Source organism: Nocardia sp. NPDC058176 (assembly GCF_042883805.1).
Taxonomy (GTDB): Bacteria; Actinomycetota; Actinomycetes; order Mycobacteriales; family Mycobacteriaceae; genus Nocardia.
In genome coordinates, this window is the sequence record NZ_JBHVVA010000008.1 from 70,300 (window position 1) to 86,115 (window position 15,816).

13 protein-coding genes are annotated in these 15,816 nt (G+C 69.5%); 3 read left to right on the top strand and 10 right to left on the bottom strand.

What is annotated here, in order from left to right; all coding sequences use genetic code 11:
• Positions 1-35 precede the first annotated feature (35 nt).
• From ACFVVM_RS30045 to pheS, 4 genes are all read right to left on the bottom strand, one after another.
• Complete coding sequence (locus ACFVVM_RS30045; protein WP_387625192.1) at positions 36-803, bottom strand: alpha/beta hydrolase; 768 nt, start codon at positions 801-803, stop codon at positions 36-38.
• The gene (locus ACFVVM_RS30050) at positions 800-2,218 is read right to left on the bottom strand and encodes a TerD family protein (protein WP_387625454.1); all 1,419 of its coding nucleotides are present in this window, start codon (positions 2,216-2,218) and stop codon (positions 800-802) included. Before ACFVVM_RS30050 ends, ACFVVM_RS30045 begins: the two co-directional genes overlap by 4 nt.
• 244 nt (positions 2,219-2,462) lie before the next feature.
• Positions 2,463-4,964 carry a phenylalanine--tRNA ligase subunit beta gene (pheT, locus tag ACFVVM_RS30055; RefSeq protein ID WP_387625194.1) on the bottom strand — a complete coding sequence of 834 codons (2,502 nt, stop codon included), beginning with the start codon at positions 4,962-4,964 and terminating at the stop codon, positions 2,463-2,465.
• Positions 4,965-5,001: 37 nt separating this feature from the next.
• Positions 5,002-6,063, bottom strand: a complete 1,062-nt coding sequence (gene pheS, locus ACFVVM_RS30060) for a phenylalanine--tRNA ligase subunit alpha (RefSeq protein ID WP_387625196.1) — start codon at positions 6,061-6,063, stop codon at positions 5,002-5,004.
• A 478-nt stretch (positions 6,064-6,541) separates the two neighbouring features.
• Between pheS and ACFVVM_RS30065 the strand changes: the two genes are divergently transcribed.
• A complete protein-coding gene (locus tag ACFVVM_RS30065) occupies positions 6,542-6,988 on the top strand; it encodes a hypothetical protein (protein ID WP_387625198.1) in 447 nt (148 codons plus the stop codon).
• 67 nt (positions 6,989-7,055) lie between these two features.
• Here ACFVVM_RS30065 and ACFVVM_RS30070 read toward each other — a convergent pair whose 3' ends face one another.
• Entirely contained in the window at positions 7,056-8,489 is a 1,434-nt protein-coding gene (locus ACFVVM_RS30070) for an MFS transporter (RefSeq protein ID WP_387625199.1), read from the bottom strand.
• A 129-nt stretch (positions 8,490-8,618) separates the two neighbouring features.
• On the opposite strand from ACFVVM_RS30070, the gene ACFVVM_RS30075 reads away from it, so the two are divergent.
• Positions 8,619-9,173, top strand: a complete 555-nt coding sequence (locus ACFVVM_RS30075; protein ID WP_387625201.1) for a TetR/AcrR family transcriptional regulator — start codon at positions 8,619-8,621, stop codon at positions 9,171-9,173.
• 10 nt (positions 9,174-9,183) lie between these two features.
• Here ACFVVM_RS30075 and ACFVVM_RS30080 read toward each other — a convergent pair whose 3' ends face one another.
• From ACFVVM_RS30080 to infC, 4 genes are all read right to left on the bottom strand, one after another.
• Positions 9,184-9,981, bottom strand: coding sequence for a TrmH family RNA methyltransferase (locus ACFVVM_RS30080; RefSeq protein WP_387625203.1), 798 nt, complete (start codon positions 9,979-9,981; stop codon positions 9,184-9,186).
• A 32-nt stretch (positions 9,982-10,013) separates the two neighbouring features.
• Positions 10,014-10,400 carry a 50S ribosomal protein L20 gene (rplT, locus tag ACFVVM_RS30085; protein WP_067498536.1) on the bottom strand — a complete coding sequence of 129 codons (387 nt, stop codon included), beginning with the start codon at positions 10,398-10,400 and terminating at the stop codon, positions 10,014-10,016.
• Between the two features lie 110 nt (positions 10,401-10,510).
• Positions 10,511-10,708 carry a 50S ribosomal protein L35 gene (gene rpmI, locus ACFVVM_RS30090; RefSeq protein ID WP_067498539.1) on the bottom strand — a complete coding sequence of 66 codons (198 nt, stop codon included), beginning with the start codon at positions 10,706-10,708 and terminating at the stop codon, positions 10,511-10,513.
• 31 nt (positions 10,709-10,739) lie between these two features.
• Positions 10,740-11,438 (bottom strand): translation initiation factor IF-3, encoded by a 699-nt coding sequence (gene infC, locus ACFVVM_RS30095; RefSeq protein WP_387625456.1) that lies wholly within the window; start codon positions 11,436-11,438, stop codon positions 10,740-10,742.
• Positions 11,439-11,796: 358 nt separating this feature from the next.
• On the opposite strand from infC, the gene ACFVVM_RS30100 reads away from it, so the two are divergent.
• Positions 11,797-12,138 carry a DUF1844 domain-containing protein gene (locus tag ACFVVM_RS30100; RefSeq protein WP_387625206.1) on the top strand — a complete coding sequence of 114 codons (342 nt, stop codon included), beginning with the start codon at positions 11,797-11,799 and terminating at the stop codon, positions 12,136-12,138.
• A 495-nt stretch (positions 12,139-12,633) separates the two neighbouring features.
• On the opposite strand, the gene uvrA is transcribed toward ACFVVM_RS30100, so the two are convergent.
• On the bottom strand, positions 12,634-15,621 hold the full coding sequence (uvrA, locus tag ACFVVM_RS30105; protein ID WP_387625208.1) for an excinuclease ABC subunit UvrA: 2,988 nt from the start codon (positions 15,619-15,621) through the stop codon (positions 12,634-12,636).
• Between the last annotated feature and the right edge of the window lie 195 nt (positions 15,622-15,816).

Below are 15,816 nucleotides of genomic sequence, written 5' to 3' on the forward strand. Positions count from 1 at the left end.
CGGCCGCCCACGCCCGGGCCTCGAACACGGCGGTCTCAGGCGATCGAGGCGACGAACCAGTCGCCGATGAGTTGCGGCCAGCGCGGGCCGAGGGTGTCGATGACGTCGTTGTGGCCCGCGCCGGGGACGACGACCAGCTCCTTGGGTTCGTTCGCCGCCGCGTACAGGCGTTCGGCGTGCCGCAGCGGGAGCAGCTCGTCGCGGTCGCCGTGCATCATCAGCACCGGCACGCGCAGGTCGGCGATGCGGCGCAGGCTCGGGTAGGCGTTCGGGATCAACGGCGCGGGCAGGAACGGGTAGACCGAGCGGGCGGCGTCGCGCATGCCGCTGAAGGTCGACATCAGGATCATGCCCGCGGGCGGGAACTCGGTGGCCAGTTCGAGCAGGACCCCGCCGCCGAGGGATTTACCTAGGTAGAGCACCCGGTCCGGGTCGACCTCGGGCTGGTCGAGCAGGGCCGTGCGGGCGGCGCGCGCGTCGAGGTAGGTGCCCTGCTCCCCCGGGCTACCCGCGCTGTGGCCGAAGCCGCGGTAGTCGAAGGCGAGGACATCGAAACCGGCCGCGACCAGCAGCGCGATGATCGAGACGCGGTCGCCGATGGTGCCCGCGTTGCCGTGCGCGTAGAGGATGTGCGCGCGGGGGCGCTCGGCGCGCACGAACCAGCCGTGCACGTCGAGGCCGTCGGCGGTGCGCATGGTCAGGTCGCGGTAGTCGAGGCCGAACGCGGCCGGGGTCTGCGCGACATGCTTGTCGGGGTGATAGACCAGCGCGTTCAGCACCCGGGTCGCGGGGTGACCGATCACTTGCCGCGGCCCGCCTGGAAGCCGAAGTCCCAGTTGTAGAGCCGCGCGATCTCGATGACGCCGCCACCCGGCTGCCCGGCGGGCGGACGGACGAAGGCGCCCTCGCGGCGGACCACCAGCTCCCCGTTGACGTTGTCCAGCACGGCGAGCACGGCGTCGCGGGAGTTGTCGGTGCACCCGTCGAGGGTCATCTCGATCGGCGCCGAGTTCACCGGGTACAGGGTGACGGTGGCATGGACGTTGCGGAAGTCGGTCGCCCCGTCGTAGATCGAGGCGAAGACGAGGATGCGGCGGAAGGCCTGGGTGTGGTCGAGGTTGATCGAGAGGTTCTCGCCGGTGACGCTGGCGCCGGTGCGGTCGTCCTGGTCGAGGTGGATGAACGGCGGCTCGTACAGGGCGCCGAAGCGCCGGTCCAGCGCGCGGACCGAGCCGATCGCGCCGTTGGACAGCTCGTAGAAGCAGCACAGGTCGAGGTCGATGTTCTTGCCGCGCAACTTGCCGAACAGGCCGCCGCTGGCCGCCATCGAGGTCCAGTTGAGGTTGACCCGCATGGCGCCGCCGGTGGCGCCGTGCTTGGTGAGCGAGACCGACGGCGATTCCTTGGTCAGCGAGAGCTTGGCCAGGTTCACCGGGGCGCCGGTGGGCTGCGGCGCGGAAGGCGGTGGGGGCGGGGCGAATTGGGGCTGAGCCTGGGGCGGCGGGGCGTAGGGCTGGCCGGGCGGCGGGGGCGCGAACTGCGGCTGACCCGCGGGCGCGTGCGGTGGGGGCGGCGGGGCGTACGGCTGGTGGGCCGGAGGCGCGGGCGGGGCGTAGGGCTGCGCGGGCGGAGCGAACTGCGGTGCAGGCGGGGCGGGCGGCGGCGCGAACTGCGGCGCGGGCGGTGGTGTCGGCGCGGCGGGGGCGTCGTCGACGGAGATGCCGAAATCGGTGGCCAGCCCGGCCAATCCGGTGTCGTAGCCCTGGCCGACCGCGCGGAACTTCCACGCGCCCTGGCGGCGGTAGAGCTCCCCGAGCACGAAGGCCGTCTCGGTGGTGGCACCGGTGCTGTCGAAGCGGGCCACCTCGGCGCCGTTGGCGGCGTCGACGATGCGGATGTAGAGCCCGTGGAACTGGCCGAAGGTGCCGCCGTCGGCGGAGGCGGCCAGCACGATCTTCTCGATGTCGGACTCCACCTGAACCAGGTTCACCGACAGCGCGTCGACCACGGTCGGGCCCTGCTGTTTACCTTCGTAGCGCACCGCGCCCGAGGGGTGGGCGGCCTGGTTGTAGAACACGAAGTCGTCGTCGGAGCGCACCTTCGTCCCGGCGAGCAGCAGGGCGGACGCGTCGGCGTCGGGCACACCCGGCCCCGACTGCCAACCCAATTCGACCCGGACCGCGGAGGCAGGCACCGCTACGTTGGCACCTTTCATCATCGACACGCCGTCCAACCTAACCGATACCGCCGCCGGCGGGCCGCGCGGTCGTCGCTACGCCTGTCCCGACCGGGTCAGGGCCCCGAGCTGTTTCGGCCAAGCCGCGTGATCGCCGCGATCGCAGGCGCCCAGGCGGTTCTCTCGCAGGTGGTTTCCGCCGTAGCGGTTCAGGCACGGGCGGATACTCGTCAGGCGAATACGCGAAGGGCGCCCGGTTCAGCACCGGGCGCCCTTCGGCGATTGTTCAGCCGCGCAGTTCGGCGCCGACCGCGGTGGTGGCCGAGGCGACGGCGGCGTCGCGGGCGGCGCTGGCCTCGTCCTCGGTGAGGGTGCGGTCGGGGGCGCGGAAGCGCAGGGCGTAGGTGAGGGATTTGCGGCCCTCACCGGCCTGGGCGCCCTCGTAGACGTCGAACAGGGCGATGTCCTCGAGCAGGTCGCCGCCGCCGGTACGCAGGGCCGATTCGACACTCGCGGCGGGCACGGCCTTCTCGACGCTGATCGACACGTCCTGCAGCACGGCCGGGAAGGCCGAGACCGTCGGCGCGGGCCGCGACTCGATCAGCGGCAGCGCGTCGAGGTCGAGTTCGAGCGCGCAGGTGCGCGGCGGCAGACCGGCCCGCTCGAGCACGGCCGGGTGCAGCTCGCCCGCGTGCCCGACGACGGCACCGTCGACGACCAGTTCGGCGCACCGACCCGGATGCCACGGCAGGTACGCGGCCCCGCGACGCTCGATCGTGACACCGGCCGCGTCGGCCACCGCCTCGACCAGGGCGAAGGTGTCGGCGGCCTCGGCCGGGCGGCCCGGACCCCACGGCCCGCGCGGATCACGCTTGCCGCTGAGCACCGCCGCCACGTGCACCGGCTGCTCGGGCAGCGAGGCGTTCAGTTCGGCGATCTGCTCGTCGGTGGGACGACGGTCCACCGGCAGCGCCTCGACCGCGCGGGTCTGCTCGCCCGGCAGCACGACCTGGGCGATGCCGTAGATCGTGAGGTCGCGGGCACCACGGGAGATGTTGCGCGCGGCCACGTCCAGCAGGCCGGGCAGCAGCGTGGTGGCCAGCTCGGGGCGTTCGGCGTCGAGCGGGTTGAGCACGCGGGTGGTGTTGCGGCGCGGGTCGTCGGCGTCCAGACCCCAGACATCGAACACGTCACCGGCCAGGAATACCGGTGCGGGCACCTCGACGGCGCCGTCGAAGGCCAGCGCGCGGCTCACGGCCCTGCGCCGCTTCTGCTTCGCGGTCAGGCCGCGACCGGCGGGCGCGGCGGGCAGCACCGACGGAATCTGCTCGAGGCCCTCCAGCCGCAGGACCTCTTCGACCAGGTCGGCGGGCTGGGTCAGGTCGGGGCGCCAGCTCGGCGGGCTCACCAGCAGTTCGGTCTTGCCCGCGTCGTTGACCTCGATGTCGACACTCGCGCCGATCTGCGCGAGCCGGCGCACGGCCGTGCCCGCCGGGTAGGTGACGCCGGCGACGCGGTCGGGCAGATCGATGTCCATGACGATCGGCGCGGCCGGTTCCAGCGGCACGCGGATGTCGGTGAGCACGGATTCGATGGTGCCGCCGGTGATCTCGGCGAGCAGGGTGGCGGCGCGATCGAGCGCGACGATGTTGATCTCCGGGTCGACGACGCGCTCGTAGCGCTTGGCCGCCTCCGAGGACAGCTTGTGCCTGCGCCCGGTCCGGTACACCCGCAGCGGGTTCCAGGTGGCGGCCTCGAGCACCACATCGGTGGTGCCCTCGCCGACCTCGGTGCTCGCCCCGCCCATCACACCGGCGAGGGAGATGACGCCGGAGTCGTCGGCGATCACCACGTCCTCGGCGTCGAGGGTGCGCTCGGTGTCGTCGAGGGTGCGCAGGGTCTCGCCCCGGTTGGCGTTGCGCACGACCAGGCCGCCGTGCAGCTTGGCGGCGTCGAAGGCGTGCAGCGGCTGGCCGAGTTCGAGCATCACGTAGTTGGTGACGTCGACGGCCGGGGAGATCGGGCGCATGCCCGACAGCATCAGCCTGCGCTGCAGCCACAGCGGGCTCACCGCGTCGGGATCGATTCCGGTGACGCGGCGCACGCCGAAGCGGGTGCACTCCGACTCCGACTCCACCCGCACCGGCCAGGCGAGCGCGTCGGAGTCGGGCAGGGTCCGCACGGCCGGGTCGGCGTATTCGAGGTCGAAGCCGCAGGCCAGCTCGCGGGCCAGGCCGCGCACCGAGAAGCAGTAGCCGCGGTCGGGGGTGATGTTGAGTTCGATGATCGTGTCGTCGGTGCCGAGCAGCACATTGGCGTCGTCACCGGGCTGCGCGGAACCGGGCTCGAGCACCAGGATGCCGTCGTGATCCTTGCCGATGCCGAGTTCGGCGACCGAGCAGATCATGCCGTTGGAGGTGTGCCCGTAGGTCTTGCGCGAGGAGATCTTGAACCCGCCCGGCAGCTCGCCGCCCGGCAACACCACGACGACGAGGTCGCCGACCGCGAAATTGCGGGCACCGCAGACGATCTCCTGCAGCTCGGGGTTGCCGACGTCGACCTTGCAGAAGCGGATCGGCTTCTTGAACTCGGTCAGCTCGGTGATCTCGGCGACCCGGCCGACGACCAGCGGCTTGTCGATGTCGCCGCCGATCGGCGCCAGCTCGTCGACCTCCTCCACCTCGAGGCCGACGCGGACGAAGCCCGCGTCGAGCTCTTCGGCGGAGACCGACCACTCGGGAGTGGTGCGCTGCAGGATCTCGGTCAGCCAGGACTGCGCTACTCGCACTTGACGTTTCGCTCTCTGTGTCGAAAGGGGTTGTCGCTCAGGACCGGATACCGAAGGGCAGCGTGAACCGCACGTCGCCCTCGACGATGTCGCGCATGTCCGGGATGCCGTTGCGGAACTGCAGGGTGCGCTCCATGCCCATGCCGAACGCGAACCCGGAGTACACCTCGGGGTCGATACCGGAGGCGATCAGCACCTTCGGGTTGACCATGCCGCAGCCGCCCCACTCGACCCAGCCCGCGCCGCCCTTCTTGTCCGGGAACCACACGTCGACCTCGGCCGAGGGTTCGGTGAACGGGAAGTAGTTGGGGCGCATACGGGTTCGGGTGTCGGGACCGAACAGGGCGCGTGCGAAACCGTCCAGGGTGCCGCGCAGGTGCGCCATGGTGAGGCCCTTGTCGATCGCCAGACCCTCCACCTGGGAGAACACCGGGGTGTGGGTGGCGTCGAGTTCGTCGGTGCGGAAGGTGCGGCCGGGGCACACGACGTAGATCGGCAGCTCGCGCTCCAGCATCGAGCGCACCTGCACCGGGGAGGTGTGCGTGCGCAGCACCTGGCGCGAACCCTCCGGGGCGATGTGGAAGGTGTCCTGCATGGTGCGCGCCGGATGATCGGGCAGGAAGTTCAGCGCGTCGAAGTTGAAGTGCTCGGTCTCGACCTCGGGACCCTCGGCGACCTCCCAGCCCATCGCGACGAACACGTCGGCGATCTGCTCGGAGATGACGGTGATCGGGTGACGAGCGCCGACGGCGGCCCGGCGGGCGGGCAACGTGACGTCGATCTTCTCGGCCACCAGCACGGCCTGATCGCGCTGCTCGAGCAAGGCGGCGCGGCGCGCGTCGAACGCCTCCGACACCCGCTTGCGCGCGACGTTGACCCGCTTGCCCGCGTCGGCCTTCTCCTCCTTGGGCAGGCTGCCCAGCTCACGCTGCGCCAGCGCGATCGGCGACTTGCCGCCGATGTACTCGGTCTTGGCGACCGCCAGCGCGTCCAGATCAGCCGCCGCCGCGAACGCCTTCTCGGCCTCCGCCGCCGCGGCCGCGAGGGCCTCCTCGGACAGCTTGGCGTTCTGCTCGACTCCACTGTTGTCGTCGGCCACGATCTTCTCGACTCTCCCCTGGGGATCGGTTCACGGGCGCGTCATTGCCAACCCGCATCGGTGCTGCACAAATCCTATGGGATCGGGTTCGCGCGATTCATCCGGATTACCGGCGACGCGCCCACCCCCGTGCTATGAGCCGGTCAATGGTCCCCACACCGACCAACAAGTCCAGGTCAGACCGGTCACCCCACTGATTCCCCCACCCCCGGAAATTCGTGGGAACCGAACGCCCCCGCGCCCCGTCCAACCGATCAAACACATCAGCGTGTTCGACTCGAGAACAGGACCACTCGATGCCGGAACAGACCTACTCCACCCCACCCCAACGCCGCCGCACCACCCCGGGCAGCGGCCTCGCCCTCTGCCGACTCGGCGTCCGGCCTGTCCGTAGCCGCCCCTTCCCCCGTGTGGCGGGGTTGTGCGCGCAGCCGGATACCTACCCCGATCCGGGACCGGGCCGACCGGGTGGGATCGGGTGAGCCGGCGCGCGGTGCCGGACCGGCGGTCCGAGCCTTCGGTCCGGCGGTTGTATGTGCGGTTCCAAGGTGTCGAGCCCAACCGGCACGGCCGAATCCCCGGCGTCTTCGCCTTGGTGAACGGCTTGGCGGAGGCGGGGCGGCTCACTCACGTGCAGGAGCGATTCCGCCGCAGTGGCAATGATTGGTTCGCCGCGCATCTGGTGGATCCGGGCGCGGTGGATCCGCGGGTCTACGACCGCGAGCGTCATCCGGGTGCCGTCGCGTGGTTCAAGTCGACCGCGCTGCCGATGATCGACCGGGTCAGCGGCTACCTCGCCATCCTCGATGCGCACGGGATCACCTGGGAGCGGCTGGATTCCGATGCACCGGGGGTGATCGTGTACGACGATCCGCAGCAGGTCGTGGCCGTGCCCGGCATGGCGATGGCAGTCGGGTCGCGGTGAGCTCGCGGACGCGGAGCGACGACGGCCCGCGCGCCGGGTGGGGCGGGCGGGCCGTCGGCTGGTCAGGTCAGGTGGTTTGGCGGATGTGGGCGGGCAGGAAGGCGGCGAAGGCGGCGGCGACCGCGACCAGGGCTGCGCCGACCCAGACGGCGGGGATGAGGCCGTCTACGTAGGCCTGGGGGTCGGTGTAGGAGCCGCGGGAGGCGAAGACCGAGGCGAGGACGGCGATGCCCATGGCGACGCCCACTTCGCGGACGGTGCTGTTGATGCCGGAGGCCATTCCCTGGTCGGCGGTGGAGGCGCTGGCCATGACGATGGTGGCGGAGGGGCCGAAGGTCAGGCCCATGCCGATGCCGCCGAGGACGAAGGGGGCGACGAAGGAACCGTAGGCGACGTCGGTGCCGGTGATCAGCGCCATCCAGGCCAGCGCGATCGCGAGCAGGACCTGGCCGGAGGCGATGAGCACCCGGGGGCCGACGCGGTCGACGATCAGTCCGGCCAGTGGCGCGACGACCATCGGCACCATCGTCCACGGCAAGGTGCGGATGCCCGATTCCAGCGGCGTGTAGCCCTGCACCACCTGGAAGAACTGGGCCAGCAGGAAGATCGCGCCGAACACGCCCGCCGAGAAGGCGAACGAGACGATGAAGCTCAGGCTCAGGCCGCGCGACCGGAACATGCGCAGCGGCAGCATCGGATCGATGACCCGCGCCTCCCAGGCGACGAAACCGACCAGCAGGGCCGCACCACCGATCAGCGCCACGAGCACCTTCGGCGTGGTCCAGCCGTCTTCACCACCGTGGATGACGCCCCACACCACCGCCAGCACGCCACCGGCGGACAGCAGCAGACCGAGCAGATCGAGTCGCCGTGCGGTGCCGCGTGATTCGGACAGCATACGCACCGCGAACGGCAGGGCGAGCAGCCCGATCGGGACGTTGAGCCAGAAGATCCACTGCCAGTTCAGCCCGTCGACGACCGCGCCGCCGACCACCGGACCGACCGCGACACCCAGCCCGGCGATGCCGCCCCAGATGCCGATCGCGGCGCTGCGCATCCGCTCGGGAACCGCGGCGGCGAGCAGGGTCAGCGACAGCGGCATCACGGCCGCACCACCGGCGCCCTGCACGGCCCTGGCCGCGATGAGCATCCACGGTTCGGTGGCCAGCGCACAGGCGGCCGAGGCGACGACGAAGATGCCGATACCGAACAGGAACACCCGGCGCCGGCCGATCCGGTCACCGAGCGCCGAGGCCGACAGCAGCAGTGCCGCGAACGACAGCGTGTAGGCGTTGATGAACCATTGCAGGTCCGAAAGTGACGCTCCCAGTTCGGCTTTGATCACCGGAAGCGCGTTGGTGACGACGAGGTTGTCCAAGGTCACCATGAACATCGGAATGCCGACGGCCGCGATGACCGCACCGACCGGCTTGTTCTTCGCCCCGTTCGACGGTGGCGCTTCGACGATGGGTGGATCGCCGGGTTCGAGTGTCTGAGTCATGACCAGCCCTTGTTGTTATTCACTGATAACTACCACGCCCATGGTTATGCATCGACTGATAACATGTCAAGAGGCAACGGCGCTTTTCGAGGAGGCGGGCACCGCATGGGCGGCACGACGAGAACCCGGATGACCGCGTCCGAACGCAGTGCGCAGGTGCTGGAGGCCGCGGTCCAGGCCTTCGCCGAATCCGGTTATGCCGCAACGAAAACCGACGAGATCGCGCGCCGTGCCGGCGTGTCGCAGCCCTATGTGATCCGCCTGTTCGGCACCAAGCAGCAGCTGTTCATCGCCTGCCTGCACGAGGTGTCGAGCCGGATCGAGGCGGTGTTCCGCGACGCCGAGATCGCACCCGAGGCCGACACCACGGAAGCCTTGCGCGCGCTCGGCATCGGCTACGACACCTTCCTGGCCGAACGGGAACTGCCGCTGGTGCTGCTGCACGGCGCCGCCGCCAGCGGCGATCCGGCCATCGGCGAGCACATGCGGGAACGGTTCGGGCGCATCTACCGGCTGGTCGGCGAACTCACCGGCGCCGACACCGAACAGTCACGCCGCTTCATCTCCACCGGCATGCTGCTGACGATCATGACCGCGATGCAGGTGGCGGGCAGCGACGCGCTCACGCCGCCCTGGGCCACCGAGATCCTCGACGACATCAAGGACGCCGTCGACCCGTGCTGAGGCGGCGCGACTACTTCGCGTGCTGCACGCGGGCGCTCGCGTAGAGGCAGATCGCCGCCGCTGCGGCCAGATTCAGGCTCTCGGCGCGGCCGTGGATGGGAATGCGGATGCGGTGATCGGCACGAGCGGCCACGGCCGGGTCCAGCCCGTGCGCCTCGTTGCCGAACAGCCAGGCGACCGGGCCGGTGAGAATGTCGTCGGCGGCATCGAGGTCGACCTCGCCGTTCGCGGCGGTGGCCAGGATCGTCACGCCCGCGGCGGAGATCGCGTCGAGGGTGGCGGTGATGTCGCGGCCGCGGGCGATCGGCACGTGGAACAGGCTGCCCGCGCTGGCACGCACGCACTTGCCGTTGTGCGGGTCGACGGTCTCGCCCGCCAGGACCACGCCGTCGGCGCCGACCGCGTCGGCGACCCGGATCAGCGTGCCCGCGTTGCCGGGCTCGGCGATCTCGACGGGGACGGCGAGCATGCGCGGGCCGCGGTCGAGGATCTCGGCCAACCGGACGTCGACCAGCTCGCAGACCGCGACCAGGCCGGGCGCGGTGACGGTCTCGCCGAGATGCTCGGCGGCCCGGTCACCGACCAGCGTGGTGCGCACGCCGTCGGCGGCGGCACCCGCGATCAGCGCGGTCTCGCGTTCGGCGGCGCCGAGCGAATAGAACAGCTCGTGGACGCGGCCGGTCTCCAACGCGGCGGCCACGGCATTGGCGCCCTCGGCCAGGAAGCGGCCGGACTTGCGGCGATTGGCCGCGCGCTGGAGCTTGACAGCGGAAACGACCCGTGGATTGCGCTCGGAGAGCGCGTCCACGGGTCGTTCCGACAGATCGCTGTGCGTCAAGCTCAGGCAGCCGAGGCCGGGGCGTTGACGTCGGCGGGCAGCGCGGCCTTGGCGACAGCGACGAGACCGGCGAAGGCCTCGGCGTCGGAGACGGCGAGCTCGGCCAGGATCTTGCGGTCCACCTCGACACCGGCGGCCTTGAGGCCCTGGATGAAGCGGTTGTAGGTGATGTCGTTCAGACGCGCGGCGGCGTTGATCCGAGCGATCCACAGCTTGCGGAAGTCACCCTTGCGCGCCTTGCGGTCGCGGTAGGCGTAGGTCAGCGAGTGGAGCTGCTGCTCCTTGGCCTTGCGGTACAGGCGCGAACGCTGGCCCCGGTAGCCCTTGGAGGCCTCGAGGATGGAACGGCGCTTCTTCTGAGCGTTGACGGCCCTTTTGACGCGTGCCACTTTGGTAGTCCTTGATCATCTGGGGGCGCGGCGGCGCCCGAGTTCGGTAGTTGTCGGCGTCCGGTTATCCCGGCCGCGGAATCGTCAGGATGCGACGGTCGTGCCGGAAATCAGGCGAGACCGAGCAGCCGCTTCACGCGGGGGGCGTCGACGTCGGCAACGGACTCCGTGCCTTCCAGACGACGAGTCCGGCGAGAGGACTTGTGCTCCAGGAGGTGGCGACGGTTCGCCTGCTCGCGAAGCAGCTTGCCCCGGCCGGTCACCTTGAATCGCTTCTTGGCGCCGCTGTGGGTCTTGTTCTTCGGCATGGATTCCTCTATCTAGTCGTTGAGATCGGTGTTACTGCGGGTCGGCCGGCGGAGCCTGCTCCACCGGCGCGGCCGGCTCGGCGGGCGCGGTCGGCGTGACCGTCGCAGCCGGTTCGGCGCTCGCGGGACCGGCCGGCTGCGGACGTGCTGCCGGGGCCGAGTCCTGCTGGGCCTTCACCCGCGTCTTCGCGCCCTTGTGGGGGGCGAGGACCATGGTCATGTTGCGGCCGTCCTGCTTGGCCGAGGTCTCGACGAAACCGAGATCGGCGACGTCGGAGCCCAGACGCTGAAGCAGCCGGAAACCGAGCTCGGGCCGGGACTGCTCACGACCACGGAACATGATCGTGACCTTGACCTTGGAGCCGGCCTCGAGGAAGCGCACCACGTTACGCTTCTTGGTCTCGTAGTCGTGATCGTCGATCTTCGGGCGGAGCTTCTGCTCCTTGATCACGGTCTGGACCTGGTTCTTCCGGGACTCGCGCGCCTTCTGCGCGGTCTCGTACTTGAACTTGCCGTAGTCCATGATCTTGCAGACCGGCGGACGGGCATCGGGTGCCACCTCGACGAGGTCGAGATCGGCTTCGAGCGCGACGCGTAGTGCATCTTCAACACGCACGATCCCAACCTGTTCGCCGCCGGGTCCGATGAGACGGACCTCGGGAACACGGATGCGATCGTTGATGCGGGTCTCAGTGCTGATGGGGCCTCCTAGGTCAAGCGGTGTCGTCATAACGACCGCACGCAATAACTGCAACCCCTGTTTCAACACGAAAGCCCCGGTGCGGTATTTCTCCGCCACGGGGCCCGATGTCGACCGATCGCCCACAGCCGATGCCCTCGCGAGCTCGGTGTCGACCCCCGCGTGCCAGGCACGCGGGAAACCCGCCACATCGGGTGGGTGACCGGGACCGTTTGTCCAATACGATTGCTCGCCGGGAAACGGTGGGAGTCGGGCTCCACTTATCTGCCCCAGGTCGCATGACACAACCAGGGGCGGTCGTCAGCGGAAAGTCTAGCATCGCATTCGGCTATCGCCGAATCGGCCCTGGCGCGATCGGGGCGCGAACGCCTCGCTTAGCCTGATCAGCATGACTGACGAGCTCGATCCCCCTGTGCGCGACCTGGCCGACATCCCCGCCGTCGAGGTGATCAGCCGGGCGGCCGTGATGCTGATGAGCTCGGCCGCGGAGAAGCTGGGACTGGCCGAGGACAGCCCGAACTCCGGCGCGGGCGTCGACCTGGACGAGGCGCGCCGGGTGATCACGGCGCTGGCCGGGCTGGTCACCTCGTCGGTGGAGTACCTCGGCCCGCACGCCGGACCGATCCGCGAGGGCCTGCAGGCGCTGCAGCGCGCGTTCCGCGAGGCCTCCTCGGTGCCGGACGCGCCGGGGCAGGGGCCGGGCGAGAAGTACACCGGCCCGGTGCACTGACCCGATTCGGACGAACGAGAAGATCCGCCGACGCGCAGTGCGCCGGCGGATCTTGTCGTCTGGGGAGAGAGGGTCGCCGCTCAGGCGGGCGGGGTGCCCGGGGTGACCGAGATGGCCGAGCCCGAGGTCAGCGCCTGGGCGATGGCGGAGAAGATTTCGGCGAGGCCGGCGCTTCCGGTATCCATCAGAGAGTTCCTTTCGATTCCGCCGGGCTCAGGCGGACGGCGGGGTGGGCGTGTACGCCAGCGAGGACCCCCCGCTGAGAAGGGCCAGAACCATCGCGATGAGGTCCGTGGGGATTTCGCCATCCATGGGGACGTTCCTTTCGTACTGCCCGGCACCGGCGAGTCACGCCGCCCACGGGCGCGAGATGCCACCGGCTGCCGGTCGACAATCGCTACTGACCGGTTTTCCGGACAGAGTGAGGCGAATGTTACATACGCCTGTTTCACTTCGTAGCGTTTTCGGAAAGTCCCCACCGGACCCTATCCGCGCTCAGCGCAGCGCTGCCGCCTTTCGGGCCAGGCGCTTGGCCGCCGCGGTCTCCGCCGGTGCCTTCTTCGCCGCCGGAGCGGCCTTGTCGGCCGCCTTCTTCGCCGCTGCCTTCCTGGCCGGTTTCACCGGTGCCGGTGCCGCGAGCACCTCCTTGAGGAACTGTCCGGTGTAGCTGGCCGAGGCCCGCGCCACGTCCTCCGGCGTGCCGGTCGCGACCACGGTGCCACCACCGGAACCGCCCTCGGGGCCCATGTCGACGACCCAGTCCGAGGTCTTGATGACATCGAGGTTGTGCTCGATGACGATCACCGTGTTGCCCTTGTCGACCAGGCCGTTGATCACCTTGAGCAGCTTGCGGATGTCCTCGAAGTGCAGGCCGGTGGTCGGCTCGTCGAGGATGTAGACGGTCCGGCCCATCGAGCGCTTCTGCAGCTCGGCCGCCAGTTTCACACGCTGGGCCTCACCGCCCGACAGCGTCGGCGCGCTCTGACCGAGGCGCACGTACCCGAGCCCGACCTCGACCAGGGTCTTGAGATAGCGGTGGATCGAGGTGACCGGCTGGAAGAACTCGGCGGCCTCGTCGATCGGCATGTCCAGCACCTCGGCGATGGTCTTGCCCTTGTAGTGCACCTCCAGGGTCTCCCGGTTGTACCGGGCGCCGTGGCAGACCTCGCACGGGACGTAGACATCGGGCAGGAAGTTCATCTCGATCTTGAGCGTGCCGTCGCCCGAGCACGCCTCGCAGCGCCCGCCCTTGACGTTGAACGAGAACCGGCCCGGCTGGTAGCCGCGGACCTTGGCCTCGGTGGTGGAGGCGAACAGGGTGCGGATCTTGTCGAAGACGCCGGTGTAGGTGGCCGGGTTCGAGCGCGGGGTGCGCCCGATCGGCGACTGGTCGACCTGGACCAGCTTGTCCAGGTTGTCCAGGCCGTTGATCCTGGTGTGGCGGCCCGGCACCTGGCGGGCACCGTTGAGCTTGTTCGCCAGAACGGTGGCCAGGATGTCGTTGACCAGGGTCGACTTGCCCGATCCGGAGACGCCGGTGACCGCGGTGAGCACACCCAGCGGGAACGCCACGTCGATGCCCTGCAGGTTGTGTTCGGTGGCGCCGACGACGGTGAGCTTGCGCTTCTTGTCGATCGGGCGGCGCACCATCGGCACCTCGATCTGCTCCCGGCCGGAAAGGTAAGCGCCGGTGAGGGATTCGGGCTCGGTGAGCAGTTCGGCGTACGGACCGCTGTGCACCACGCGGCCGCCGTGCTCACCGGCCAGCGGGCCGATGTCGACCACCCAGTCCGAGGCGCGGATGGTGTCCTCGTCGTGTTCGACCACGATCAGGGTGTTGCCCAGCTTCTTCAACCGCAGCAGCGTCTCGATGAGCCTGCGGTTGTCGCGCTGGTGCAGGCCGATCGAGGGCTCGTCGAGCACATACAGCACGCCGACCAGCCCCGATCCGATCTGGGTGGCCAGCCGGATGCGCTGCGCCTCACCACCGGACAGGGTCGCCGCGGCGCGCGAGAGCGTGAGGTATTCCAGGCCGACATCGAGCAGGAAGCCGAGCCTGGCCTGGATCTCCTTGAGCACCTGACCGGCGATCGCGGCCTCGCGCTCCCCCAGCGTCAACGCGTTGAGGAAGTTCGCGCAGTCGCCGATGGACAGGTCGCTGACCTCGGCGATCGACTTGTCGGTGCCGTCGGCGGCCAGGGTGACCGCCAGGATCTCCGGGCGCAACCGGGAACCGTTGCAGACCGGGCAGGCCACATCGCGCATGTAGCCGTCGTAGTGCTCCTTCATCTGCTCGGACTCGGTGTTCTCCATCCGCCGCTGCAGGAACGGCATCACGCCCTCGAAATCGGCGTAGTAGGAGCGCTTGCGGCCGTAGCGGTTGGTGTAGGACACGTGCACCTGATCGGAGCTGCCCTCGAGCACCGCCTTGCGGGCCTTGGCGGGCAGGTCGCGCCACGCGGTGTCCATCGAGAAACCGATCGCCTCGGCCAGGCCGGACAGCAGCCGGTTGAAGTACTCCGCGGTCTGCCCGCGCGACCACGGCGCGATCGCGCCCTCGGCCAGGCTCAGCTCCGGATCGGGAACCACCAGCTCCGGATCGACCTCCTTGCGGATGCCGAGGCCGGTGCAGTCGGGGCAGGCGCCGTAGGGCGAGTTGAACGAGAACGAGCGGGGCTCGAGATCCTCGATGTCGAGCGGGTGACCGTTCGGGCAGGCCAGCCGCTCGGAGAAGCGCCGTTCACGATCGTGGGCGTGCTCGTCGCGGTCGACGAAATCGAGCACAACGATGCCGTCGGCCAGCCGCAACGCCGTCTCGATCGAGTCGGTGAGCCGCTGCTTGGACGCCGCCTTGACCGAGAGCCGGTCGACCACGACCTCGACGTCGTGCTTCTCCTGCTTCTTCAGTTTCGGCGGATCGGTGAGCGGATACACCACGCCATCGACCCGTACACGCGAGTAACCCTGGGTCTTGAGCTGGTCGAACAGGTCGACGAACTCACCCTTGCGGGTACGCACCACCGGCGCGAGCACCTGGAACTTCAGGCCCTCGTCCATCGCGAGCACCTGGTCGACGATCTGCTGCGGGGTCTGCTTGGCGATCAGCTCGCCACACACCGGGCAGTGCGGTGTCCCCGCGCGGGCATAGAGCAGGCGCAGGTAGTCGTAGACCTCGGTGATGGTGCCGACCGTGGACCGCGGATTGCGGTTGGTCGACTTCTGGTCGATCGACACCGCGGGCGAGAGACCCTCGATGAAGTCGACATCGGGCTTGTCCATCTGCCCGAGGAACTGTCGCGCGTAGGCCGACAGCGACTCGACATAGCGACGCTGCCCCTCGGCGAAGATCGTGTCGAACGCCAGGCTCGACTTCCCGGAACCGGACAGACCGGTGAACACGATCAGGCTGTCGCGCGGCAGATCGAGGTCCACACCCTTCAGGTTGTGTTCCCGAGCTCCGCGCACAGTGAGGCGTTCCGCCACCTGGTGAATCCCTTCTCCATCGTCATCCGCCGACCGGACATGAACCCCCTCGAACAATGCTAGGCGCGACCACCGACAGATTTATTGGAGCGCTGGCGCGCTCGAGGTTCGCGCCCAGGGAGGTCCCCCCCCACACCCGCCCCGAAATTTTAAAAAGAAACGAAACAAAAACCGCCCACAAACCGCGCGCCGGGG

What these genes read in the sequence shown, in the direction of transcription:
- ACFVVM_RS30050 (WP_387625454.1), bottom strand. Translation starts at nt 2,218, where the DNA reads ATGATGAAAGGTGCCAACGTAGCGGTGCCTGCCTCCGCGGTCCGGGTC.
- ACFVVM_RS30070 (WP_387625199.1), bottom strand. Translation starts at nt 8,489, where the DNA reads ATGACTCAGACACTCGAACCCGGCGATCCACCCATCGTCGAAGCGCCA.
- ACFVVM_RS30075 (WP_387625201.1), top strand. Translation starts at nt 8,619, where the DNA reads ATGACCGCGTCCGAACGCAGTGCGCAGGTGCTGGAGGCCGCGGTCCAG.
- rpmI (WP_067498539.1), bottom strand. Translation starts at nt 10,708, where the DNA reads ATGCCGAAGAACAAGACCCACAGCGGCGCCAAGAAGCGATTCAAGGTG.
- infC (WP_387625456.1), bottom strand. Translation starts at nt 11,438, where the DNA reads ATGACGACACCGCTTGACCTAGGAGGCCCCATCAGCACTGAGACCCGC.
- ACFVVM_RS30100 (WP_387625206.1), top strand. Translation starts at nt 11,797, where the DNA reads ATGACTGACGAGCTCGATCCCCCTGTGCGCGACCTGGCCGACATCCCC.